Annotated in this window: 21 protein-coding genes; 7 read left to right on the plus strand and 14 right to left on the minus strand. The window is 53.2% G+C overall.

All coding sequences use genetic code 11. The features are described 5' to 3' along the window. Positions 1 to 3: 3 nt before the first annotated feature. From ACOTWU_RS10885 to thpR, 14 genes are all read right to left on the minus strand, one after another. Complete coding sequence (locus ACOTWU_RS10885; protein WP_015572702.1) at positions 4 to 567, minus strand: hypothetical protein; 564 nt, start codon at positions 565 to 567, stop codon at positions 4 to 6. A gap of 26 nt (positions 568 to 593) precedes the next feature. Beyond that, entirely contained in the window at positions 594 to 1,169 is a 576-nt protein-coding gene (locus tag ACOTWU_RS10890) for a fimbrial protein (protein WP_015572703.1), read from the minus strand. A 28-nt stretch (positions 1,170 to 1,197) separates the two neighbouring features. Further along, complete coding sequence (locus tag ACOTWU_RS10895; protein ID WP_126498687.1) at positions 1,198 to 3,789, minus strand: outer membrane usher protein; 2,592 nt, start codon at positions 3,787 to 3,789, stop codon at positions 1,198 to 1,200. A gap of 81 nt (positions 3,790 to 3,870) precedes the next feature. Next, entirely contained in the window at positions 3,871 to 4,614 is a 744-nt protein-coding gene (locus ACOTWU_RS10900; protein ID WP_015572704.1) for a fimbrial chaperone, read from the minus strand. Between the two features lie 81 nt (positions 4,615 to 4,695). Then, positions 4,696 to 5,304, minus strand: coding sequence for a fimbrial protein (locus ACOTWU_RS10905; protein ID WP_017383757.1), 609 nt, complete (start codon positions 5,302 to 5,304; stop codon positions 4,696 to 4,698). A gap of 277 nt (positions 5,305 to 5,581) precedes the next feature. Next, complete coding sequence (gene panD, locus ACOTWU_RS10910) at positions 5,582 to 5,962, minus strand: aspartate 1-decarboxylase (RefSeq protein ID WP_003856284.1); 381 nt, start codon at positions 5,960 to 5,962, stop codon at positions 5,582 to 5,584. 32 nt (positions 5,963 to 5,994) lie between these two features. Further along, positions 5,995 to 6,846, minus strand: coding sequence for a pantoate--beta-alanine ligase (panC, locus tag ACOTWU_RS10915; protein WP_017694494.1), 852 nt, complete (start codon positions 6,844 to 6,846; stop codon positions 5,995 to 5,997). Positions 6,847 to 6,857: 11 nt separating this feature from the next. Further along, positions 6,858 to 7,649, minus strand: coding sequence for a 3-methyl-2-oxobutanoate hydroxymethyltransferase (panB, locus tag ACOTWU_RS10920; RefSeq protein WP_015572705.1), 792 nt, complete (start codon positions 7,647 to 7,649; stop codon positions 6,858 to 6,860). A gap of 123 nt (positions 7,650 to 7,772) precedes the next feature. Next, a complete protein-coding gene (folK, locus tag ACOTWU_RS10925) occupies positions 7,773 to 8,252 on the minus strand; it encodes a 2-amino-4-hydroxy-6-hydroxymethyldihydropteridine diphosphokinase (RefSeq protein WP_023315424.1) in 480 nt (159 codons plus the stop codon). After that, positions 8,249 to 9,646 carry a polynucleotide adenylyltransferase PcnB gene (gene pcnB, locus ACOTWU_RS10930; protein ID WP_026080645.1) on the minus strand — a complete coding sequence of 466 codons (1,398 nt, stop codon included), beginning with the start codon at positions 9,644 to 9,646 and terminating at the stop codon, positions 8,249 to 8,251. Before pcnB ends, folK begins: the two co-directional genes overlap by 4 nt. A 42-nt stretch (positions 9,647 to 9,688) precedes the next feature. Further along, on the minus strand, positions 9,689 to 10,579 hold the full coding sequence (gluQRS, locus tag ACOTWU_RS10935; protein ID WP_047731440.1) for a tRNA glutamyl-Q(34) synthetase GluQRS: 891 nt from the start codon (positions 10,577 to 10,579) through the stop codon (positions 9,689 to 9,691). Between the two features lie 59 nt (positions 10,580 to 10,638). Next, positions 10,639 to 11,094 carry an RNA polymerase-binding protein DksA gene (gene dksA, locus ACOTWU_RS10940; RefSeq protein ID WP_001155232.1) on the minus strand — a complete coding sequence of 152 codons (456 nt, stop codon included), beginning with the start codon at positions 11,092 to 11,094 and terminating at the stop codon, positions 10,639 to 10,641. A gap of 176 nt (positions 11,095 to 11,270) precedes the next feature. Next, on the minus strand, positions 11,271 to 11,975 hold the full coding sequence (gene sfsA / locus ACOTWU_RS10945) for a DNA/RNA nuclease SfsA (protein ID WP_017694492.1): 705 nt from the start codon (positions 11,973 to 11,975) through the stop codon (positions 11,271 to 11,273). After that, positions 11,965 to 12,519, minus strand: a complete 555-nt coding sequence (gene thpR, locus ACOTWU_RS10950) for an RNA 2',3'-cyclic phosphodiesterase (protein WP_003856249.1) — start codon at positions 12,517 to 12,519, stop codon at positions 11,965 to 11,967. The genes sfsA and thpR overlap by 11 nt, the downstream gene beginning before the upstream one ends. Positions 12,520 to 12,592: 73 nt before the next feature. Here thpR and hrpB point away from each other — a divergent pair, with 73 nt between their 5' ends. The 7 genes from hrpB (at position 12,593) to fhuA (ending at position 25,243) form a co-directional block, all read left to right on the plus strand. Then, positions 12,593 to 15,022 (plus strand): ATP-dependent helicase HrpB, encoded by a 2,430-nt coding sequence (gene hrpB / locus ACOTWU_RS10955; protein ID WP_126498686.1) that lies wholly within the window; start codon positions 12,593 to 12,595, stop codon positions 15,020 to 15,022. Between the two features lie 152 nt (positions 15,023 to 15,174). Beyond that, entirely contained in the window at positions 15,175 to 17,700 is a 2,526-nt protein-coding gene (gene mrcB, locus ACOTWU_RS10960; RefSeq protein WP_126498685.1) for a bifunctional glycosyl transferase/transpeptidase, read from the plus strand. Between the two features lie 272 nt (positions 17,701 to 17,972). Beyond that, complete coding sequence (locus ACOTWU_RS10965; protein WP_110871047.1) at positions 17,973 to 18,581, plus strand: fimbrial protein; 609 nt, start codon at positions 17,973 to 17,975, stop codon at positions 18,579 to 18,581. Between the two features lie 43 nt (positions 18,582 to 18,624). Then, positions 18,625 to 19,338 (plus strand): fimbrial biogenesis chaperone, encoded by a 714-nt coding sequence (locus ACOTWU_RS10970; protein ID WP_032670536.1) that lies wholly within the window; start codon positions 18,625 to 18,627, stop codon positions 19,336 to 19,338. 20 nt (positions 19,339 to 19,358) lie between these two features. Further along, positions 19,359 to 21,836, plus strand: coding sequence for a fimbria/pilus outer membrane usher protein (locus ACOTWU_RS10975; RefSeq protein WP_126498684.1), 2,478 nt, complete (start codon positions 19,359 to 19,361; stop codon positions 21,834 to 21,836). Positions 21,837 to 21,880: 44 nt separating this feature from the next. Beyond that, a complete protein-coding gene (locus ACOTWU_RS10980) occupies positions 21,881 to 22,828 on the plus strand; it encodes a fimbrial protein (protein ID WP_232964266.1) in 948 nt (315 codons plus the stop codon). A 204-nt stretch (positions 22,829 to 23,032) separates the two neighbouring features. Next, complete coding sequence (fhuA, locus tag ACOTWU_RS10985; protein WP_015572711.1) at positions 23,033 to 25,243, plus strand: ferrichrome porin FhuA; 2,211 nt, start codon at positions 23,033 to 23,035, stop codon at positions 25,241 to 25,243. Positions 25,244 to 25,255 lie beyond the last annotated feature (12 nt).

The following is a 25,255-nucleotide window of genomic DNA, read 5'->3' on the forward strand; positions in this document are numbered from 1 at the left end:
GAATTATTGATAGGTGACTGTGAAGGTTACTGGCGCAGTAACGGCACCTGTGCCAACATCGGCAATATTTCTGTCTTTCGCAATCACAATGCGTGAGTTCATCGGGAATTCCCCTACACCGTCAGCAATGGTGACCTCCTGTGCCGCCGGAGGCCTTTTGCAACTTAACATTACGCCAGTATCTACAACTCCTGACCAGATTTCGAAGCCTGTTGCTAACCCAGCAGAATAAGAATCTCCGTCCGTTTTCGGACCCGAGCATCCCCCACCTGCACCACTCGCTGCGGCTACCGTTGCCTTAGTTACACCAGAGCAGTTTGTAAAGGCAATTTTTAACGGCTCGACACGAGTCTTATTTACCAGATCGGTTTTATATACGTCGCCAAACGCAATTTCAGTGGACGCAGTTCCTGCACCGTTAAGCACTTTTGCTGTACACGTGCCCGAGACTATTTTTGATTTTATCGTTAATTTAACACTGTCAGTACCTGTAATTGCTGCGTTTGCCATTCCCGAATACAGAAGTGCAGAAACGGACAGGGCGATAAAAGTAGATTTAAATTTCATAATGTTGCTCCGTTTTCCTGCACCAATTACTCGTAGCTAAATTCAAAAGTCGCAGTAGCCTCAAAATCACCAACTGTCATGCTATTAACTTTGGTTTCACGTATTGTGGCTACTAAAGGAACTTCTTTATTCTGGATTTCTGTTGCACTCCAGACCAGTCGCTTAGCATCATCGTCAGAGTTGATGATAAAAGGGGCCTCCGGTGCGCTGGCTCTGGCAATTTCAACAGCAGAGAAATCTGCGCCTCCATCGGCTTTTGGTTTTTGATTAACAAGGCCGCTAAGCAAATAACCCGATTGGCTTCCTTTTACCGTGGCTTTCAGTGAGGTCAGAGAGGCCGGGCATTCAACAATCACAATTTTGAAATTGGCATTTGCGGTGCCAGCTTTGACATCGTCGAGACGCACCTGGCCGCCGTTACCAATGAGCAGTGTTTGATCCGTATCGGAACCCGTACCGCCCATCAGTTTCATATCACAAGTGGTTTCACGGATATTGGCCGTAAAGTTAACATCGAGATTCGTGCCCTCGGCGAGCGCCGAACCTGATAACGCCAGCATCGTTACGGCAACGACTGACAGGCTATAAAGATTTTTTTTCATACAAACTCTCGTCTATTTTCCCGAATAATTACATCTGGCACACTTGATTGCTGAGCACCGTTGTAAGTCCTACTTTTTGAGCATGTGATGAGACGTTATAATGCACGTCACATTTACTGTCTTTATCGCTTCCCCAGACAACATGAAGCGTGCCTTCATCCTCAACGCCGCGGACATAGGCTTGCCCCGCCTGTCCCACGGTGCCAATAGATTCATTTTTTTCATTTAAAACATCAGCGCCTAAAGGAATAAATCCGTTATCGGTGCGCTTAAGTTCTAAAATTAATGAACGACCTTCATCGGTTGCAAAATCAACCAGCACAACGGAACCACTGCGGGGAACCGTAATTTCACTGGTGTTTTTAATTTCAACGTCGTTTTCCAGCGTGCTGATATCAAGGTATACGCGGTTTTCACGGTAGGCAGACATATAAGGCAGAATGCCATAGCCGGAACTGCCTATTTCGCTGTTACCAAAGCCGATACCGGCGCCTTTCGCACCACTCGCTTTGACCAGTGCCAGCGCATCGTTGTCACCAATACTCCCTGGCGCAAATGCAATACCTCCTGAATGGATGACCATGCCACCGTTATAGGAGGCAGAATATTGTTTACTGTTGTCATCACCAAAAGAGGCAGATAAACCCAGCGGGCCATATTCACTGTTATAGGACCCGTAGCCGCTTATCTGATTCAGGTCACCATAATTACCACTGTTTGACGAGGCGCTAACGGAATAACTCACCTTATTATCTTGCGTATTTCCACCCGCGGACGTGTTAAAACTTGTGCCGCCTTTAAGGTCGGAACGTAATCCCATATTGATGTTCGAGAATCCACCGGCATTCCCTCTATCTTTTGAGAATACACTTAATGGAATGCTTAGGCTTAAATAAACGCTGTCGTCTTTCTTGCCGTTCTGATCATAGGTTCGCTGTATTGACAAGCTGTAGCTGCCGTAGGTGAAGCTATTGTTATACCCAATATTGTAATTGGAAGTAGAGCCCGTCGCGTTCCAGTAATCCTGCCAGGTGCCGCTTACATACAGGGAGCCAAAATTGTCTTCTCCGGAGGTTAGCGGTTGGTTAAGACTAATTTGCACCTGGTTTTTGGTGCGCTGATAGTCTGCATATAGCGCTTCGTTTGAGTCATAGCTACGGTTTGAGTACTTCTGGTGCCTAATACTGTCCTGAAGTTGCGCCGCATCGTTAAGCGTCAGGTAGTCTTCCGTCGAGAAACGATAAGCCGCAACGTTAAAGGAAGTATTCGTCGACTCAATCATTTTGCTGTAGGTTAAACGATAACTTTGCCCGCTTAATTTATCCAGCCCCTCAATATCTGCATAAGATTGCGTAACGTCGAATGCAAACGCACCAACAGGGGTGTTCATTGCCACGCCGAGAATACCGGCATAAAAATCCATGTCGGTATATTGCGCGCCAATATAACCCGTGAACGTATTATTCAGGCCATAGTAAAGCGTACCGTAACCCACTTTAGGCGCATCAATCAGTGAATCGTCATTTAATTCACCTAAACCGACGTCCCAGCGAGAGGCTCCCGGACGGAGCATCTGCGTGACGGATGAAAAGGGTACGGTAAAGGAGCGTTTGCTGCCATCCGCTTCTTCAATCGTTACCAGTAAATCATTTCCGTAACCTGTGGTACTCAGGTCGTTTATTTCAAACGCGCCTGGTGGCACCGAGGTTTCATAAATCTTATTGCCGCTCTGCGTGACGCTGACCTTCGCGTTACTGTTCGCGACACCCCGAATGACAGGCGCGTAGCCTGTGGACCCCATTGGCAACATGCGATCGTCACTGTACATGCGTGCGCCGCGAAGGCTCATAGAGTTAAATGCCTCGCCACGCGTGTAAGAGTCGCCGATGACAAACTGGGCACTCAATGGTGTAATATCGCGCTGCAAATAGACATCCTGACTGGAGTATTTTGTGCCGCTATCTTTGTCCCAGTTAAAATTGCCACGCGAGCGCAGGCGCCATGGCCCCATATTCAGACCATAGCGTAACCCTACATATGCACTTTCTGATGTACTGCCGTTGTTCTCGCTACGCCAGCCGTTCATGTCATAAGAGAGCAGAGCGGCAGGGATCCCGTTATCCCACAACGATGGATCGACATAGCCCGCCGGGCGTTTCAGCACATAAATCTGGGGAAAATTAAAATCCATAGCCTGCTTGCCACTGTCATAGCTAACCGTAGCGCCAGCGAAAGATTTTTTAATATCGATGCAGGTTTCATCGTCTTCCGGTCCGTCAGGCAATGTGCTGGTGTCGACACCCGATTGTGACAGCAGCAGTTTTGTTATGCACGGGGTCGCACGAGGTGTTCCGTTATCTTTAAACGTGACCTCCACGGTGGACTTCAGTTTACCGTTCAGGTTGATCTTAGTGCGATAGGTCCCCGGTAAAACCGGGTTGCCATGTGAAAAACGATTAATATCAATATTAGCGCTGCCATTTAAAAGAAATTGATCGTTAAACTCGACCTCTTCTTCATTATCAGGCAGATCTTTTGCTGGCGTGATATTTTCTGCACAGGCATAAAAAGGCAATGCTGCACTTATCGTAAGACATAAAAGAGAACGTTTAAATAACATGGCACATCCACTTAATCAGTGCAGAGAGGGTCCTCTCCACAGAGTTAATGCTATTAATTATTATATGTATTAAAGGGTGCTCTATTTTAGTCCCGCTTCGTGATGGTCTGTGCCGCCATAGTCATTAATAGAATCAAACTCTACTTTACCATTTACGGCAGAAGCTAAACCTTTAACCGTCATTGTGGTATCACTGAACGGTGGAACGGCCTTATGATCAACGTCGTATGTTTTTTGACTGGCTTTAATGGTTACCGCCGAAACGGAGACGTTATACGGTGAATTATTATGGGCAACAAGCTTAACCGCGTTTCCTTCTTTTTTCTGCGTCCATGTCAAATGCTCAGCTGCTTCACCTGCCGAGCCTTTTAACCCGTCAGGACGGTAAAAGAATTTAATACGTGTTCTGAATGCCAGCTGAAGCTGGTTAAGATTCTCTTTATCCGCAGCTTTTGATTTTGGTGGAATCTCCAGGACATTGAACCAGAAAAGCGATTCACGATCCTGTGGTAAAGGTGTACCTGTGTAGGTAATACGTACGGATTGGCCTTTTTTCGGGTCAATACGGGATACTGGAGGGGTAATGATAAAAGGAAGCTTTAACTCTTCCGGATTTACGCCATCACGCCCATCATCAAGCCAGGTTTGAACCAAAAGCGGTTTGGTTCCATGGTTATCGAGATTAACAACAACATCCTTCGATGACTGTGGATAGATAATACGGGTGCCGGAAATAACAATATCCGCACTTGCATTCGATGTGGCCAAAACGGCAGTTGCGAGCAATACGGCTTGAAAACTTTTAATGAAGACTGAATGAGACATTTTTTCCACTTCCTTTTGGAATTACACAAGCAATCCCTCATTCATCATGAAGGATTGCTTAATTTAAAGTTTACGAATCTCTTATTCGTAAATCATGGTGAAGGCAACCTGTGCCTGCACGGTACCAGCAGAAACTGGATTACTTGTTGCATCCCAACCCTGACCCTGGGTGTACGCTACGCGGTAGTACAGGTTTCCTGCGCCAGAAGTTTCATCGATGGTTGCTTTCTGGGAGTTGTTAGTCTGGTCAATTTTGATCTGATCGACAGCTGAGTTACCGTCGTTTGACAGCACCAGGTTAACGTTCTTAGCTGAACCCTGAGCATTGCTTGGTGGAACCAGCAGACCGCCTTCGGTAGAAGAGGAGCCAGCCCAGGAAGAGAACTGTGCAGATGCTTTCTTCACAGTTGCGGTATCACAACCGGTCAGTGAAAGGCTGAATTTCTTTTCACCCAGGGTGCTGGTGCTACCCAGTGCGTTTGCGAAATCACGCACAAATACAGTGTCCAGAGTCACGTCAAAATCGTTACCGTTCTGATCGATTTTCTGGTCAAGGGAGACCTGGCAAGTATTGTTAGAAACCATGCCGTGGAAAGTAATAGTGCCGGTGTCAGGATCTGCTGCTACCGCTGAACCCGCAGCCAATACGCTTGCCATAGCAATTGCCAAACCATATTTTTTAGAAATCATTTAAATATCCATATTCGTTGAGTGAATAATAAGTGCCCGTAAATCTTTTATTTGAAATTAAATTTCGTGGCGAATTATATTGTTAATCTCAATGAAATATAGATGTTGTGCGTGATTTAAACTAAATGAATAGTTTAGTAAATTTAAAATTATTTGTTATCAATGTGATGGGATTGTCTGGTTGTGCGGGGAGAGTTTGAATATTAATTCTATAAATGCTTTTTAAAGACCCATTCATTTAATAAATGCGCAGGAATGGGTCGTGGGATAAATATTATCAGGCAACCTGTACCGGAATCGCCTTCGCGGTACGTTTCATCTCATTGTCGCCTTCAAAGTAGGCTACTTTTGGCTGCCAGCGACGCGCTTCTTCGTCAGACATCATGACAAAGCTGGCGATAATCACGATATCGCCTACGTCCGCGCAGTGCGCCGCCGCCCCGTTGACGGAGATGATTTTGGACCCGCGCTCAGCGGCAATGGCGTAGGTAGAGAAGCGTTTGCCGTTATTTACGTTCCAGATATCAATGGCTTCGTTTTCGAGAATACCCGCCGCGTCGAGAAAATCCTGGTCGATCGCGCAGGAGCCTTCATAATGCAGGTCGGCCTGAGTGACTTTCACACGGTGAAGTTTACCTTGCAGCATTTTGCGAATCATTACGTTTACCTTTCATCTTCCGGGTAGAAAAACTACGCCAGCTCAACCACTTTGTTATCGATAAGGCGGGCCTGGCCGAGCCATGCCGCCACCAGAATTACCGCACGTTTGCTGGTCTCTGTAAGTGCCAGAAGCGTATCGGCATCCCGAATTTGAACGTCGTCAGCACGAAGACCTTTCTCGTTCAGCGCCTGTTCAGCCAGGGCGATGATCTCTTCTGCTGTTAACTCTTTTGCCAGCAGTTGCTCTGCCATGGTATTCATGACTTTGCTTAAGCCCGGCGCAATTTTACGCTGTTCGGCGGTCAGATAGCCGTTACGGGAACTGAGCGCCAGGCCATCTTTCGCGCGTACAATCGGCACGCCGACGATCTCGATGTCGTAGCCCATGTCGGCAACCATTTTGCGGATCAGCGCCAGCTGCTGGAAATCTTTCTCGCCAAAGCAGGCGATGTCCGGCTGCACCAGGTTAAACAGCTTGCTGACGATGGTGGAGACGCCACGGAAATGGCCCGGGCGGCTGGCGCCCTCCAGCATGGTCGAAATACCCGGCACGTCGACGTAGGTCGATTCAGTGGTGCCCTGGGGATACACATCTGCGGGTGCCGGTGCGAAGACGATATCCGCATGACGTTTTTTGAGCTTTTCGCAATCTTCCTGCAAGGTACGTGGGTAGCGCGCCAGATCGTCTTCGCGATCGAACTGCATCGGGTTAACGAAGATACTAACTACCACGATATCTGCCCGGGCTCTCGCTTCATCGACCAGCTTCATATGGCCGTCGTGCAGGTTGCCCATGGTTGGGACAAGGGCGATACGTTTACCTTCATGACGCGCCCGACGAATATGCTGACGCAGCAGCGGCAGGGTTTCTATGATTAGCACACCTGGACTCCTTAATGGAAACTGTGTTCTTCGCCCGGATAAACGCCGGACTCAACCTCGGCAATATACTGCCGCACAGCAGCACGCATGTCGCCTGCTTCTGACAGGAAATTTTTAGCAAATTTTGGAATATGGCCGCCGGTGATCCCGAAGGCGTCGTGCATGACCAGAATCTGGCCATCGGTGACGTTACCCGCGCCGATGCCGATCACCGGAATCGACAGCGCCTCAGTGATACGCTTAGCCAGCTCAACCGGCACACACTCCAGCACCAGCAGCTGCGCGCCCGCGGCTTCCAGCGCCACGGCATCATCAAACAGCGTCTGCGCCGCATCGCCTCGGCCCTGCACCTTATATCCGCCAAAGATGTTGACCGACTGCGGCGTCAGCCCCAAATGACCACAAACCGGCACGGCGCGGTCGGTGAGCATTTTCACCGTATCGACCAGCCAGGCGCCGCCTTCGATTTTGACCATATTGGCGCCGGCGCGCATCACTGTCGCCGCATTTTCGAAGGCCTGCTCCGGGGTGGCATACGCCATAAACGGCAGATCGGAAAGCAGCAGGCAGGCGGGGGCACCCCGGCGCACGGCGCGGGTATGGTAAGCAATATCCTCGACCGTGACCGGCAGAGTGGAATCATGTCCTTGTACCGTCATCCCTAACGAGTCTCCGACCAGCATGACGTTGATCCCTTCTTCGGCAAACAGTTTTGCGAAGCTGTAGTCATACGCGGTGATAGTGGCGAAGCGTTTTTTTTCCTGTTTGCATTTCTGCAATAAGGAGATGGTGGTTGGTTTCATACTGTTTCCTGATGGCCCAAAAGCGAATCTTTGCGCATTCTAACAGTAACATTTGAGGGAACAATGATTTTAGGCAATCGATTAACCGCAAATAAGGAATGGTTAATCGATGCGGAGGCGGGATTACCAGCGGGCCGGTTTATCCGCGTTGAGATTTTGCAGAACGGCTTGCAGCGAGGCGCCGTCAGGGAAGGTGAGATCGGGCGCGACTTCAAACAGCGGCCAGAGCATAAACCCGCGGTTTTTCATGTCGTAATGCGGAACGGTGAGGCGTTCGGTGTTAATCACCTCGTGACCGAAAAGCATAATATCGAGATCGAGCGTGCGCGGTCCCCAGCGTTCGGCTTTGCGGACACGACCCTGCTGTAGCTCAATACGCTGGGTATTATCCAGCAGCGTTTCTGCGTCAAGGGTCGTTTCCAGCACCACGGCGGCGTTCAGATAATCAGGTTGATCCTGCGGGCCGAGCGGCGGCGTACGGTAAAATGAGGACAGCGCGACAATGCGGCTTTGGGGGATCTCTCCCAGGGCCTGGACGGCAGCGTTAACCTGCTCCAGCGGAGAGGCCAGATTGCTGCCGATGGCGATATACGCAAGGGTCATGCCGTACCTTCACGACGCGGTGCGCGTTTGCGCGGGCGACGGTGACGACGGCGCGGTGCCGGTTCATCATCCAGATCCGTAAGCATATCTTTTTGCTCCGGTGGCGCAGAAACCTGAAACTCGCCCCACCACTGCGCCAGGCGCTGTAGTTCCGGGTTCCTTTCAACTTCAGCACGCAGAGAGAGCAGATCGAACGCGGCGCGGAACTTAGGATGCTCCATCAGCTTCCAGGCGCGTTTACCCTGACGGCGGGACATACGCAGCTGAAGCTGCCAGATATCACGCACCAGCGTGGTAATACGTTTCGGGATCGCCAGCGTGCGACAGCCTTCGTCCAGCACGTCGTTTGCCGCCAGCGCGAACGCATCATAATAGGCGAGACCGCTCTCCTGGGTAATGCGCTGCGCCGTTTCCAGCAGCGGATACCAGAACATGGCCGCGAACAGGAACGCCGGATTCACGCGCATATCGTTATGAATACGGGTATCGGTGTTCTTCAGCACCTGCGCAATTATCCGCTCCATTGCGCTGTCACCGTTTTCGGTGAAGTAGCGGGTAATGGTCGGGAACAGCGGCTGGAACAGGTTGTACTCACGCAGCAGGTTGTAGGTTTCAAACCCGTAGCCTGCCTGGAGCAGCTTTAACGACTCCTCAAACAGACGGGCAGGGGGCACGTCGTTGATCAGCGTCGCCAGGCGCGGGATCGGCTCTGCGGTTTCCGGGCTGATACGCATGTTCAGCTTGGCGGCGAAACGCACGGCGCGCAGCATTCGGACCGGATCTTCGCGATAGCGTGTTTCCGGCGTACCGATCAGGCGAATCAGACCATCTTTCAGATCCTGCATACCGCCGACGTAATCGCGCACGGTAAAATCCGCCACACTGTAGTAAAGGCTGTTGATGGTGAAATCGCGACGCTGAGCATCTTCTTCAATAGAGCCGAAGATGTTGTCGCGCAGCAGCATACCGTTTTGGCCGCGCTGGGAAGTCGTGCGATCGTTAACGCCCGCTTCGTGGTGACCGCGGAAGGTCGCCACTTCAATAATTTCCGGTCCAAACATCACGTGCGCCAGACGGAAACGGCGGCCAACCAGACGGCAGTTGCGGAATAATTTACGCACCTGCTCAGGCGTGGCGCTGGTCGTCACGTCGAAATCTTTTGGTTTTTTGCCCAGCAGTAAATCGCGCACCCCGCCGCCGACGAGATAGGCCTCGTAGCCTGCTTTATTCAGACGATAGAGCACCTTGAGGGCATTTTCACTGATATCTTTGCGGGAAATATTGTGCTGCTCACGCGGAATGACCGACATGTGTGGCTGTGCAATAGCGTCGTTCGCCATGCTCTCTTCGCGGCTCAGCACTTTACGGCAAAAATTAGCGACTCGGGTAAAAATAGTACACCTCGTAGTGTGTTTTGTTATCAAAAAAGCGGCTAATCATAGCTCAGCGCAACGCATTTGAGAATGCTGGATTTTTGGCACGGCCATAAGCGCCCAGTCAGCAATGGCCGTTTTCAGCAATTCATCCAGACTCAGATCCTGCCATTCCTGCGTTACATTCTGGTTGAGAAATCGCAGCGCGTCGATCAAAACCGGGCGCGGATCGCCGTCAGGCAGCGCCGGGGCATGATTCTGTTTCGATAGCTTATTTCCCTGTTCATTGACTGCCAGCGGCAGATGGATGTAATCCGGCACCGCCCAGCCAAACTGCTGGTAAAGCGATATTTGCCGCACGGTAGGCTCAACCAGATCCGCCCCGCGCACGATTTCCGTAACACCCTGGAAATGGTCATCGACAACCACCGCCAGGTTATAGGCAAACAAACCATCACGACGGTGAATAATAAAATCTTCACGCGCCAGGCGTTCATCCGCCTGAATTGTTCCTGAGAGTACGTCGGTAAACTGCGTCACCGGAGAACGCTGTATCAGCCGCACGGCGGCATTCTCAGGACCGTTGTGCCGCGTACGGCAGTGGCCGTCGTAAACGCCACCCACGCTCTGAATTCGCGCCCGCGTGCAGGTGCAGTTATAGGAAAGGCCCTGTTCAGCAAGCCACGCCAGACGTTCACGGTAGGCATCATGGCGTTGAGACTGCCAGAGTATGTCGCCGTCCCAGTGAAGACCGTAATGTTCCAGCTGACGCAGAATAGTTTCTGCTGCACCGGGAACTTCACGTGGAGGATCGATATCTTCAATGCGGACCAGCCATTGACCCTGACGGGCGCGAGCCTGTAGGTAGCTGCCGAGCGCGGCAATTAATGAGCCGAAGTGTAATTCACCGGAGGGAGATGGCGCAAAGCGCCCGATATAGTGAGATTCAGACATATCAACGGTAACAAGGCGGGAGAGACTCCCGCCTTAGCTGAGTAGTGAGAGGGCAGGCGTTAGCCGGCCATCTGTTTTTCGCGGATTTCTGCCAGCGTTTTACAGTCGATGCACAGATCGGCTGTTGGACGCGCTTCCAGGCGACGAATACCGATTTCAACACCGCAGGATTCGCAGTAGCCAAAATCTTCGTCCTCGACCTTCTTCAGCGTTTTTTCGATCTTTTTGATCAGTTTGCGCTCGCGGTCACGGTTACGCAGTTCGAGGCTGAACTCTTCTTCCTGAGCGGCACGGTCGACCGGGTCCGGGAAGTTAGCAGCTTCATCCTGCATATGTGTAACGGTGCGATCGACTTCATCCCTGAGTTGATTACGCCATGCTTCAAGAATACGCTTGAAGTGCGACAGCTGGGCTTCGTTCATATACTCTTCGCCCGGCTTCTCTTGATACGGCTCCACCCCAGCGATGGCGAGAATACTCAGGGACGATGTTTTACGGTTTTGCCCTTCTTGCATGTTGCTTCTCCTTAACACGCACTATCGATCCCCGTGTTGGGGGAAAAATCAGGTCGCTATAAATAGCAGATGCTTTTCCGTATGGCAATTATCTAAACGTAACACTTGACAACCCTGTGAGGAAAAGCGTATTTGCGCACGCGGCCAGAACACTTATTAGTCAATCGTCTAATCCCTTATAAGACAATGGGAAGAGAGGATCTCAGAGTCATATTATCGGCAGAAAGTTCCGCTTTATAGGCGAAAATCTCTACCCCCTGCTTTTGTGCCTCATTCAACAATTGCGCGTATTTAGGATCAATATGACGGGCCGGGGAAAACCGTTCAATGGCTGAATGCAGAACCGCAAACAGCAACACGGCGCGCTTGCCCGCCGCCGCTACACTCATTAGCTCTCGCAGATGCTTCTGGCCACGTAGCGTTACCGCATCCGGAAAGAAGCCGTTTTCCTGTTCCGCTAACGTCACTGATTTCACTTCAATATAGCACTCAGGGCGGTCTTCCGCCTGTAACATAAAATCAATTCTGCTGCCTTCATCGCCATATTTCACTTCGCTTTTTTGCGTGCCGTAACCCACCAGTTCAGGAAGCATTCCATTTGTCAGGGCTTCCTTAACCAGCTGATTTGCGCGCAGGGTATTCACGCAAATAAATGCCCCGCTTTGCGTCTCGGTCATTTCCCAGGTATGAGGATATTTGCGTTTAGTATTTTCTGATGTGGAATACCAGACCGTGTCACCCGGCGTGGCGCAACCGGTCATGGCGCCGGTGTTAGGGCAGTGCAGCGTGAGCGTTTCGCCCTCAGGGGTGATCACGTCAGCGAGAAAGCGTTTGTAACGCTGGATCAGCGTGGCGGGCTGGAGTGCAGGGCTAAACTTCATCAGGATTCCTTAACGTGTCGCCCAGCGTCCAGCGCTGGAGCGGAGTATAGCGGGTGCGTCCTTGTACAAAGGCAGATTCGTACAGCGCAAATTCATTCACCTGAAAGGACCAGTGAAAGCCCGGTGGCGGGATGGCAACGGCCTGACCCGCATCGCGCAGCAGGGTAATGTGGGGATGAAACGGCTGCGGGCTCTGATAACAGCCGCTGCGCGCGGCCTGCGCCCGCAGCATGTTGGCGAGCTGTAGCAGTCCGCGAGGGGGCTGCCGCGTCCCCAGCCAGACCACCCGAGAGCGCAGCCATTGCCCGGCATCGTCAAGATGCAGCGTAAACCCCGGCTGCGAAATGCGTCCGGCCATTGCGCTTAACGCGCGCTGCTTTTCAGCGCTTACTTCACCAAGAAAGGCTAACGTCAGGTGCATATTGGCGGCGACGACGGGGCGGCCCGCTTCCGCGGGGAAGTGGCTGGCGCGCCAGCGAACAATCTGCCGTTGAAGCGTGGTGGGTAATTCAATGGCGAAGAATAGCCGTTTTGACTCAGACATGCGCAAGACTCGGTAATGATATGCGCCGATGCTACAATGTACGCCGATTAATGTTAACCCTCTGGAGCCGTAAGTGTCCTCTTTGCCCGTCGCCGTCGTCCTTCCTGAGCTACTCGCAGCCTTAGAACATGCGCCACAGGTTTTGCTCAGCGCGCCCACCGGAGCGGGTAAATCCACCTGGCTGCCCCTGCAAATTCTGCGCGAGGGGAGCATCAGCGGGAAAATTATCCTGCTGGAGCCGCGCAGGCTGGCGGCGCGCAATGTGGCGCAGCGCCTGGCTGAACTGCTGAATGAAAAACCGGGCGAGACGGTAGGGTACCGGATGCGCGCCGAAACCTGCGTTGGACCATCCACGCGGCTGGAAGTGGTCACCGAAGGCATTCTCACCCGTATGCTGCAAAACGATCCGGAGCTGACCGGCGTCGGGCTGGTGATCCTTGATGAATTTCACGAGCGCAGCCTCCAGGCCGATCTGGCCCTTGCGCTGCTGCTCGACGTTCAGCAGGGGCTGCGCGACGACCTTCGGCTGCTGATTATGTCGGCGACGCTGGATAACGAGCGGCTCCGGCAGACGCTCCCTGATGCGCCGATGATCGCCTCTGAAGGGCGTGCGTTCCCGGTCGAGCGCCGCTATCAGCCGCTGCCTGCCCATCAGCGTTTTGACGAAGCGGTTGCCATCGCCACCGCCGAATTGCTCCGTCAGGAACCCGGCTCGCTGCTGCTGTTTTTACCCGGCGTAGGCGAAATCCAGCGCGTACAGGAGCAGCTGGCATCCCGGGTGAACAGTGACGTTATGCTGTGCCCGCTCTACGGCGCGCTGCCGTTGGCTGACCAGCGCAAGGCGATCCTTCCCGCACCGGCGGGGCAGCGCAAAGTGGTGCTGGCAACCAATATCGCGGAAACCAGTTTGACCATCGAAGGCATTCGCCTGGTGGTGGACAGTACGCAGGAGAGGGTGGCCAGTTTTGATCCGCGTACCGGGCTGACCAGGCTACTGACGCAGCGCATCAGCCAGGCCTCGATGGTGCAGCGCGCAGGGCGAGCAGGGCGTCTTGAGCCGGGTATTTGCCTGCATTTAACCAGCGCCGAGCAGGCGGAGCGTGCGGCATTGCAGAGCACGCCTGAGATTTTACAAAGCGATCTCTCCGGGCTGGTGATGGATCTGATGCAGTGGGGCTGCCCGGACCCTGACCAGCTCACCTGGCTTAATCCTCCGCCTGTCGTGAACCTTTCCGCCGCGCGCAGCCTGCTGACCCAGCTTGGCGCGCTGGAAGGCGAGCGACTGACGGCGCGCGGTCAGAAAATGGCGGCGCTGGGCAACGATCCGCGTCTGGCGGCAATGCTGGTGGCAGCACAGGGCGACGATGAAATTGCCACGGCGGCAAAACTGGCGGCTATTCTTGAGGAGCCGCCGCGCGGTGGCAGCAGCGATCTGGGACAGGCCTTTTCTCGCCATCAGGGAAACTGGCAACAACGCGCGCAGCAGCTGTGTAAACGCCTGAATTGCCGGGGCGGTTCGCCTGACAGCGATAAAGTTATCCCTCTGCTGGCCCAGGCCTTCCCGGACAGGATCGCTCGCCGTCGCGGGCTGGATGGTCGCTATCAGCTGGCAAATGGGATGGGCGCGATGCTGGACAGCGATGACGCCCTGACGCGTCACGAATGGCTGATCGCGCCGCTCTTGCTCCAGGGCAGCCACTCCCCGGACGCGCGTATTTTACAGGCGGTTGCCGTGGATATTGACGCCCTGACGCGTGCCTGCCCGCAGCTGCTTCAGCAATCTGACATCGTGGAATGGGATGATGCCCAGGGCACGCTGAAGGCGTTCCGTCGTAGCCAGATTGGCAAACTGACGCTCGGGACGAAACCGCTGGCGAAGCCGTCGGAGGAAGAGTTACACCAGGCGATGCTGAACGGCATTCGGGAAAAAGGGCTGAGCGTACTGAACTGGACGCCGGAGGCCGAACAGTATCGCATTCGCCTGCATTGCGCCGCGAAGTGGCTGCCGGAACAGGGGTGGCCTGCGGTGGATGATGAGACGCTGCTCGCGACGCTTGAACAGTGGCTGTTGCCGCAGATGAACGGCGTACACTCGCTGCGCGCCCTGAAGGCGCTTGATGTTAAGGCAGCGTTACAGAATTTACTGGACTGGTCGTTACGTCAACGTCTGGATAGTGAACTGCCTGGGCATTACACTGTGCCAACCGGGAGCCGGATTGCCATTCGTTATCATGAGGATAATCCGCCGGCGCTGGCGGTTCGGATGCAGGAGATGTTTGGTGAGGCCACCACGCCATCCATTGCTGAAGGGCGCGTGCCGTTAGTGCTTGAGCTGCTTTCGCCTGCGCATCGTCCCTTGCAGATCACCCGCGATCTGGGGGCGTTCTGGGCGGGGAGCTATCGTGAAGTGCAGAAAGAGATGAAAGGGCGATATCCCAAACACGTCTGGCCGGACGATCCGGCGAATACCGCGCCGACACGGCGCACGAAGAAATATTCGTAATGGATCGAAAAGGGGAGTGCGGCCTGATGCCCTCACCCCGGCCCTCTCCCACGGGGAGAGGGAGAAACAAACTTTGAGAGATTTCTTCTTTCACTGACCTGTGCAAGATAAGAAAATCTGGCCTTTGCGCCTGAATGTTGCGGAGAAAAAGCATGGCGGGGAATGACCGCGAGCCAATAGGACGTAAGGGAAAGCCGACGCGTCCGGCGAAAGAAAAGGTAAGCCGTCGTCGCCTCAGAGATGAGGAGTATGACGATGACTATGAAGACGATTATGAGGATGAAGAACCGATGCCACGTAAAGGGAAAGGCAAAGGGCGTAAGCCTCGTGGTAAGCGCGGCTGGTTCTGGTTGCTGCTGAAGCTGTTCATTGTTTTTGTTATCCTGATCGCGATTTACGGCGTTTATCTGGATCAGAAGATCCGCAGCCGTATCGACGGGAAAGTCTGGCAATTGCCTGCGGCAGTGTACGGCCGCATGGTGAACCTTGAGCCGGACATGTCCATCAGCAAGAACGAGATGGTGAAGCTGCTGCAAGCCACGCAGTATCGTCAGGTCACGAAAATGACCCGTCCGGGTGAATTTACCGTCCAGGCGAAAAGCATTGAGATGATCCGCCGTCCGTTCGACTTCCCGGACAGTAAAGAAGGGCAGGCGCGCGCGCGTCTGACCTTTGACGGCGATCGCCTGGAAACCATTGAGAACATGGATAACGATCGCCAGTTCGGTTTCTTCCGTCTCGATCCGCGTCTCATCACCATGCTGTCGTCCGCAAACGGCGAACAGCGCCTGTTCGTGGCGCGTAACGGCTTCCCGGATCTGCTGGTAGATACCCTGCTGGCAACCGAAGACCGCCACTTCTACGAGCACGACGGTATTAGCCTTTACTCCATTGGTCGTGCGGTACTGGCGAACCTGACTGCCGGGCGTACGGTGCAGGGGGCAAGTACCCTGACCCAGCAGCTGGTGAAAAACCTGTTCCTCTCCAGCGAGCGCTCTTACTGGCGTAAAGCCAACGAAGCGTACATGGCCGTGCTGATGGATGCGCGCTACAGCAAGGATCGTATTCTTGAGCTGTACATGAACGAGGTGTACCTCGGTCAGAGCGGTGACAACGAGATCCGCGGCTTCCCGCTGGCGAGCCTGTACTACTTTGGTCGTCCGGTAGAAGAGCTGAGCCTTGACCAGCAGGCGCTGCTGGTGGGCATGGTGAAAGGCGCGTCGATCTACAACCCGTGGCGTAACCCGAAACTGGCGCTGGAGCGTCGTAACCTGGTGCTGCGTCTGCTGCAACAACAGCAGGTGATTGACCAGGAGCTGTACGACATGCTGAGCGCGCGTCCGCTGGGCGTTCAGCCGCGTGGTGGGGTGATTTCTCCGCAGCCAGCCTTTATGCAGATGGTGCGTCAGGAGTTGCAGTCTAAGCTCGGGGATAAAGTGAAAGATCTCTCCGGCGTGAAGATCTTTACCACCTTTGACTCCGTGGCACAGGACGCCGCAGAAAAAGCGGCGGTAGAAGGTATTCCGGCGCTGAAAAAGCAGCGTAAGCTGAGCGATCTGGAAACCGCGATGGTAGTGGTTGACCGTAACACCGGCGAAGTTCGTGCCATGGTGGGCGGCGCTGAGCCGCAGTTTGCGGGCTATAACCGTGCCATGCAGGCGCGTCGTTCAATTGGTTCACTGGCAAAACCGGCGACCTATCTGACCGCGCTGAGCCAGCCGAATCTTTATCGCCTGAATACCTGGATTGCCGATGCGCCAATTTCCCTGCGCCAGCCTAACGGCCAGGTTTGGTCACCGCAGAACGATGACAGACAGTTCAGCGGCCAGGTCATGCTGGTGGATGCGTTAACCCGCTCGATGAACGTGCCAACGGTTAACCTCGGAATGGCGCTGGGCCTGCCGGCCATTACCGACACCTGGCAGAAGCTGGGGGTACCGAAAGATCAGCTGCACCCGGTGCCAGCGATGATTCTGGGGGCGCTTAACCTGACGCCAATCGAAGTGGCGCAGGCGTTCCAGACCATCGCCAGCGGCGGTAACCGTGCTCCGCTTTCCGCTCTGCGTTCGGTGATTGCCGAAGATGGCTCCGTGCTGTATCAGAGCTTCCCGCAGGCAGAACGTGCAGTTCCGGCGCAGGCGGCCTATATGACGCTGTGGACCATGCAGCAGGTTGTCCAGCGCGGTACAGGCCGTCAGCTGGGAGCGAAGTATCCGGGCCTGCATCTGGCGGGTAAAACCGGGACCACCAACAACAACGTCGATACCTGGTTCGCCGGTATTGATGGTCGTGAAGTGGTCATCACCTGGGTGGGGCGCGATAACAACCAGCCGACCAAACTGTATGGCGCGAGCGGTGCGATGTCGATTTACCAGCGCTACCTGGCCAACCAGTCTCCGGTGCCGCTGAACCTGGTTGCCCCGGAAGATATCGTTGATATGGGCGTGGACGCATCGGGCAACTTTATTTGCGGTGGCGGGATGCGTACGCTGCCGGTCTGGACGACTAACCCGGATGCGCTGTGTCAGCAAAGTCAGCCAGAAGAACCGACAGGTAACCCGTTCGATCAGTCTTCTCAACCCCAGCAGCCGCAGCAGCAACAGCCGCAGCAGCAGAATGAGAAGAAAGACAGCGACGGTGTCGCCGGCTGGATCAAGGACATGTTTGGCGGAAACTAATTAGTTTCCTGAATAAAAGGCCGCTTAATGATTAAGCGGCCTTTTTTTATGTTTACATTCATTTATATTTAAAATTATTAAATTTAAAATGTAGAATTATTAATTTTTGCTTTTTTTCATCTAAAACAGAAAGTTGTGTCCGATTATTCGGGTGTTATCATTTTGCGATCTAGACGTGATGAAGAATAATCTGATTAAATCCTCTCCAGAAATTTACTGACCTCACAGGATATTCCTTAGAGGACTTCCCAACATTTTTGTATATATCAAGAATGGATATCTTCATCATCACATATAAGGATATTGTTATGAGTAAATATGTTGTTTCAACGGTGCTGGCCAGCACGATTATGGCTGCACTCTCTCTGCCGGTATTTGCAGCGAACGATTCTGGTACGGTAAATTTCGCCGGAAAAATTGTGGCGGATACCTGTGAAATTGATGTTGATGGCTCGGGGTCCAATACTTCCACCGTCACATTTGCAGATACTTATCCTTCTGATTTTGGTACTGACGGTCAGGTCGGGACGTCGAAGGCCTTTAAGATTGAAGTGAAAAAATGTGATCCGCTGGTTGCCAAACTGAACCTCAAGTTCAGCGGCACCACAACGGATGCGGAATACAAGCGCCTGAAGAACGATCTTTCCGGCGCTGGCAATGCGACCAACGTTGGCATCATTGTCAGTAATGAAAATGGGACTAAGGGGGACGTGGTTTTCAACGGATCAGAACCGGAAGCCGGTACCGATGTTGCGAACGATGCCACTGGCGCCACAGCATCTGTCTTTAATTACACCGCGAAAGTTATTCAGGTTGGTGATAACAAACCAACAGCAGGTCACTACTCCTCATCTGCAACGTTCGAGGTTGTTTATCGCTAAATCTATTTTGGCAGCCTGAAATGGCTGCCTTCTGGAACGTAGTATGAATTATTTATTAAAATTGTTAGGTGGATGTTTGATTATCTCTTGCTGTTCAGTACAGGCAAGTGTGGTTCTCGGTGGCACGCGAATTATTTATCCATCGAATAAATCCGAAGTACAAATAGCACTAAAAAATAAAGACCCTCATACTCGATATCTGGTGCAAAGCTGGGTGAGTTACCCCAATGATGCAAAAGCACCTTTCATCATTACGCCGCCTGTCTATAAATTACAGGAAAATCGTCAGACCCTTTTGCACATCATTTTTACCGGCGATAAAAAAAATCTGCCCGCAGATCGCGAATCTTTATTTCTGGCGAATGTGAAATCCGTCTCGGCGTTATCACCTGACTTAAAAGACAAGAATACGCTGCAATTCGCGATGAAAACGCGTCTGAAGCTGTTCTGGCGTCCTGCTGATTTGAAAGAAACCGATGCGCTACAAGCCTATGAAAAAATCACCTTCCGCCGCCAGGGGAACAAGCTCATTGCGAAAAACCCAACGCCGTTTTACGTCTCCTTTGGCGAGCTGGCCGTGGGCGGGAAAAGTGTCCCTGTGACTGACACAAAAACCACGCCGGGGGCAATTTCAATGATGGTCGCACCTTTCAGCGAGCAATATTTTTCTGTGCCTCAATCTGCAAACGGGCCCGTGACGTGGACTGCTATTAGCGATTTCGGCGCGCAAACCTCCCAGCGCAAGCAGGCTCTTTAAACACACAATGCTGGTACCCTATGTCGTCATCTCCACTCTACAAACAGGTTCTGAAGGGAATCGCGTTAGCGCTGCTCGCGATGATCCAGCCTGTGAGTGCAGATGACGAATTTAACCTGCGGATCCTCGAGATGGACACTCCGCTGGAAAACACCTCAACGCTAAAAAATTTCATTAATGATAATGGCTTACTGCCCGGAAACTTTCTGACGACCATTATGTGGGATCGGGATGTTCTGGATAAACGCACGGTGAGTTGGATCTTGTCTGACGATAAGCAGCGCCTGTTACCGGAGCTGACCAAAGCGGATCTGCGTGCATTAGGGGTAAAAGTCGACACGATCCCGGACATGAAAGATCTGGATGATGCGGTGATAATCGATGACATCTCCCATTTTATTGATAATGCCCGCTACGATTACGACCAGGATAATCAGACCCTCAAGCTGGTGATCCCGCAAAAATACCGCGATCAGGCTGCGGCCGGGGCTATCGAGCCGAAATTCTGGGATGACGGTGCTCCCGCCGCCTGGACAAGCTACCAGTTTAGCGGCTCTCAGCAGCACTACCGTTCTGGTGAAACGTCATCTGCATGGCTTGGTCTGGAGTCGGGGATCAACCTCGGGGCGTGGCGGTTGCGTAACAACAGCACCTGGAGTGACAACGCCGGTTGGGATGCAATCGCCAGTACGCTGCAACGTGATATCAAAACCCTGCAAAGCCAGCTTGAGATAGGCCAGACGTACACTAACGGCGAGCTTTTCGATAGCGTCCAAATGACCGGCGTGAAGCTGGAAACGGATACTTCCATGCTGCCCACCAGCCAGCAGGGGTTTGCCCCCGTGGTGCGTGGTATCGCAAATAGCGATGCAAAGGTCACCATCAGGCAAAACGGCTACACCATTTATCAAAGCAACGTCTCTCCGGGGCCATTTGAGATCCGCGATTTAAGCCAGGTCACATCCGGCGCGGATCTGGAGGTGACGGTGGAAGAGGCCGACGGCAGCGAACACAGCTTCATCCAGGCCAGCGCATCGGTACCGGTGCTACAGCGGGAAGGGGCATTTAAATATTCGCTGGCGGCAGGGCGTTATCGCGGTAATGAAGGTGAGGACGAGCCCCCTTTTCTGCAAGGGACGGTCATTTACGGCCTGCCTTATGGCGTAACAACATACGCCGGCGCGCTCGTTGCATCGTCGTATCAGGCTATGCTGGCGGGAACAGGGGCCGATCTTGGCCGTTTCGGATCGGCATCCGTGGATGTGACCGCCGCCCGTGCGGCTTTTGATGATGGACGAGATGATGCCCGCGGGATGTCATGGCGTGCGCAGTATTCCAGGGATATTCCGGATACAGACACCACCGTGACGCTTGCCAGCTACCGTTATTCCACCTCAGGGTTTTATACCTTTCAGGAAGCTGTCGACCAGCGTGACAGCGAGATTGACGATGGGATTTATACCTATCGGCGAACCAATAATCGGCGCAGCCGCATGCAGGTTAATCTTTCCCAACGCGTTTCGGACTGGGGATCGGCTTACCTTAATGGCTATCAGCAGGATTACTGGAACATGGCAGGACACGAGCGCAGCGTCAGTGCGGGGCTAAGCTCCGGCTGGCGCGGTATAACCTGGTCGGTAAGCTACAGCCTGACGCGTACGCCGGACGCCAATACCGATCGGCAAATGGCGTTGATGGTCAACGTACCTCTTTCACGCTGGCTAGCGAACGCCTGGTCAACTTACAGCGCCAACACTGCCAGCGGTGGATTCGTTTCGCATCAGGTAGGGATCGGCGGCACGGCACTTGAGAACAATAACCTCAGCTATAACCTCCAGCAGACCTATGACAGTCACGATACTGGCTATGGCGGCAGTGTATCCGGGCGCTACCGGGGATCTGCCGGTGATGTCGGGCTGGGGTATAACTACGGGGGCGATAACCGACAGTGGAACTACAGCGCGCAGGGTTCAATTGTTGCGCATGAACATGGAGTAACCCTGGGGCAATCCGTCCGCGACGCCTTTGCCATTGTCCATATCAAAGATGGCGATAACGTCAAAGTACAGAACGGGCGAGGGATCTACACCGATCGCTTTGGTAACGCGATTGTCCCTTCCCTGACGGCTTACCGGAAAAACGGTATTACGGTCAACACCCAGGATCGTGAAGATATTGAAATTGCCGCCGCTACCCAGGATGTTGTCCCAACAAAAGGTGCGGCCATCTCAGCGAATTTTGATGCACGAGTGGGGAAGCGTGCGCTTATCACGCTGCTTTTCCACGGCAAGCCGGTACCTTTCGGCGCCATTGTCACGCAGGAAAGTGCAACGGCTATCGTCGGTGATGAAGGAGAAGTCTGGCTTACCGGTCTGCATGAAGCGGTTTCCCTGAATGTGCAGTGGGGTGACGGGCGCGATCAACGGTGTGCGTGGGCGGGGGATCTCCCTCCCGGGCGCTCAGCAACTATTTTGAAAATGACGGTAAATTGCCAATGAGGCGTAGCAAAGAACTATTCATCAGCGCAATGGCTGGCCTAATCATGCTGTTTTCAGCTCCGGCCTTCGCAACTTGTACATTTACGGGAGGCGGAAGTAGCGGGGGAATTGTTACCTTCAACATTCCCGCTGTCATACAGCTTGAGCCAGACGTTCAGGTCGGTACCATTATTTATGACGCCAGCGTGGAATCAGGTGAAATTGCGCAAAGATGTGATGGTGATTCCGTTCGGGTACGTAGAGGCTATCTCTCATTGAGTGATGCTGATGCACGTGAAGATGTTTTACCCGGAGTGTATAAAACCAACGTGGCCGGGATTGGCATTCGCGTTGCAGCGTCTACAACCCAGTTCCCCAGCTATACCGAAGAAGACATTATCAGGCCGGAAACTTATCTTGGCACGATCAGAAGCTTTTCAACGAATTACAATTTCCGGGCTACCGCTCAGTTGATCGTTATTGGTGAAGTCGAAGAGGGCGATCTTAATACGTCCCTGTTAACCTCACATGAAACTTACGATAACGACGTGATAGGCGAAATTCGCTTTTCACCAACCAGTGTGCACATTACGACAAACACCTGTAACCTGGCGGATAAAAACATCTACGTGCCGCTAGAAACGGTCAATGCGCACGATTTTAACGGTCAGTATTCTGACATCCTGACCGACAGTCGTTTCAGGATTGATATTAAGGACTGCGCCGCCGGGACAAAAATTGATTATCAGTTCACCAGTGCAGGGTCGACTGGCGTAACGGATGGCAATATCCTCAACATTGCTACCGGAGACAACGCTGCAAGCGGCGTAGGCATTCAAATCCTCGACAAGAACGATGCGGTGTTACAGTTCGACCAGAGCTACACGGCAATAACCCGTAGCCAGGACAACGTCCCGGTTGAGATCCCACTCAAAGCCCGTTACATCAAAACGGGAGAGGTTAAAGCCGGGAAAGTCGACGCCGTCGCGACTTTCGAACTCTTCTATCGTTAAGCCCTCCGGCCCGTTTCGGCGGGCTTTAGCGATCATTTCGCTAACTTCATTAACCCTCTATTTTCATCTGGTTAATTCTTAAACCCTTAAATCTTGTAGGGCCGCATACTGCTTGCTATGCAGCCAACGTTTCGCATATTATTCTGCGGTCATAATAATAATTCTCGTTTACGTTATCATTCACTTTTCCATCAGAGATCCATCATGGCGCTTTCCAATACTGCTCAGCCAATTAACACGTCGCTGCGTAAAATCGCGGTCGTCGTAGCCACAGCGGTTGCCGGCATGTCTGCTTATGCTCATGCCGCCGAAACCCCGAAAAAAGAAGAAACCATTACTGTTACTGCCGCACCGGCTGCGCAGGAGAGTGCCTGGGGGCCTGCACCGACGATTGCAGCAAAGCGCACTGCAACGGCGACGAAAACCGATACACCGATCGAGAAAACCCCGCAGTCCATTTCCGTGGTCACACGTGAAGAGATGGACATGAAACAGCCGGGGACGGTTAAACAGGCGCTGGCCTACACGCCGAGCGTTTTCGCAACGCGCGGCGCCTCAACGACCTATGATGTGGTTTCGATTCGTGGGTTCACCACCTCCAGCACCGTGAATACCAACCAGTATCTGGATGGTATGAAGCTGCAAGGGGATAACTACTCTGAAGCGTCGATGGACCCATACTTCCTGGAGCGCGTAGAGCTGCTGCGAGGCCCGACGTCCGTACTGTATGGCAAAAGCCACCCTGGCGGCGTAGTGAGTATGGTCAGCAAGCGTCCAACCACGGAACCGTTAAAAGAAATTCAGTTCAAAATGGGGACGGATAACCTGTGGCAGACTGGGTTTGACTTCAGCGACGCGATTGATGATAACGGCGTGTGGTCCTACCGTCTGACCGGCCTGGGACGCAGTGAAAATGCGCAGCAGGAGATGGTGAAGTCTACTCGTTACGCGATTGCGCCGTCTTTCAGCTGGCGTCCTGATGATAAAACCGATTTCACTTTCCTGAGCAACTTCCAGAGCGATCCGGATGCGGGTTACTACGGCTGGCTGCCGCGTGAAGGTACCGTTGTGCCTTACTATGATGCTAACGGAAAGGCGCACAAACTGCCGACCGATTTCAACGAAGGCGATGAAGACAATAAGATCTCCCGTCGTCAGAAAATGGTGGGTTACAGCTTCGCGCATGAATTCAACGACACCTTCACCGTGCGTCAGAATCTGCGTTATACCAAAATCAATACGCTTTACCGTTCAGTTTACGGTAATGGCTATATCGCTCCGGCCCAGATCAGCCGTGCGTACGTGCGCTCAGATGAAGACCTCAACTCGTTCACGGTTGATACACAGCTCCAGTCGAAATTCGCGACCGGTGCCGTTGACCATACGCTGCTGACGGGGGTGGATTACCTTCGTATGCGCAATGATATTGATGCTGACTACGGTACCGCCGATCCGATCAGCATGAACAATCCGCAGCACGGCAATGCGAACGTCAATGTGAACTTCCCGTATGCCATGCTCAATCGCCAGGAGCAGACCGGGCTCTATGCGCAGGATCAGGCGGAATGGGATAAGTGGGTACTCACCATGGGTGGCCGCTATGACTTTGCAAAAACGTCTGCCTTTAACCGTAATAACGGGACCACCGCGGAAATTAACGATCAGGCATTTACCTGGCGCGGGGGGATTAACTACCTGTTCGACAACGGGATTACCCCATACTTCAGCTACAGTGAATCCTTTGAACCGCTCTCTGGCACCACCCAGGGCGGCAAACCGTTCGATCCGGCGCGCGGCAAGCAGTATGAAGCGGGCGTGAAGTATGTTCCGAAAGATCTGCCTGTTGTGGTGACGGCCGCGGTATATCAGCTGACCAAGAACAACAACCTGACCGCCGATCCGGCGAACCCGACCAGCGGCTTTAGCGTGCAGGGCGGTGAAATTCGCTCCCGTGGCTTTGAGCTGGAAGCGAAAGCGGCGGTGTCGGCTAACGTGAACGTAACGGCGGCCTACAGCTACACCGATGCGGAATATACCCATGATACCTGGTATGAAGGTCGTCGTCCGGCAGAAGTACCGCGCAACATGGCATCCCTGTGGGCGGATTACACCTTCCACGAGACGGCGCTGAGTGGCCTGACCGTCGGTGCGGGCGCGCGTTACATCGGTAACACGGTGACGTACTACTCCTCAGCGTCGCCTAAAGCCTATGAGTCCTTTAACGTCGCGGGTTATGCCCTGGCGGATGCGACCGTGAAATACGATCTGGCGCGCTTCGGTCTGCCGGGATCTTCCGTCGGCGTCAACGTGAACAACATCTTTGACCGTGAATACGTCTCCAGCTGCTACAGCGAGTATGCATGCTACTGGGGAGCAGGACGCCAGGTTGTTGCCACCGCGACCTTCCGCTTCTAACCTCTTTATGGG

Source organism: Enterobacter cloacae complex sp. GYL001, assembly GCF_049237125.1.
Taxonomy (GTDB): Bacteria; Pseudomonadota; Gammaproteobacteria; order Enterobacterales; family Enterobacteriaceae; genus Enterobacter; species Enterobacter hormaechei_C.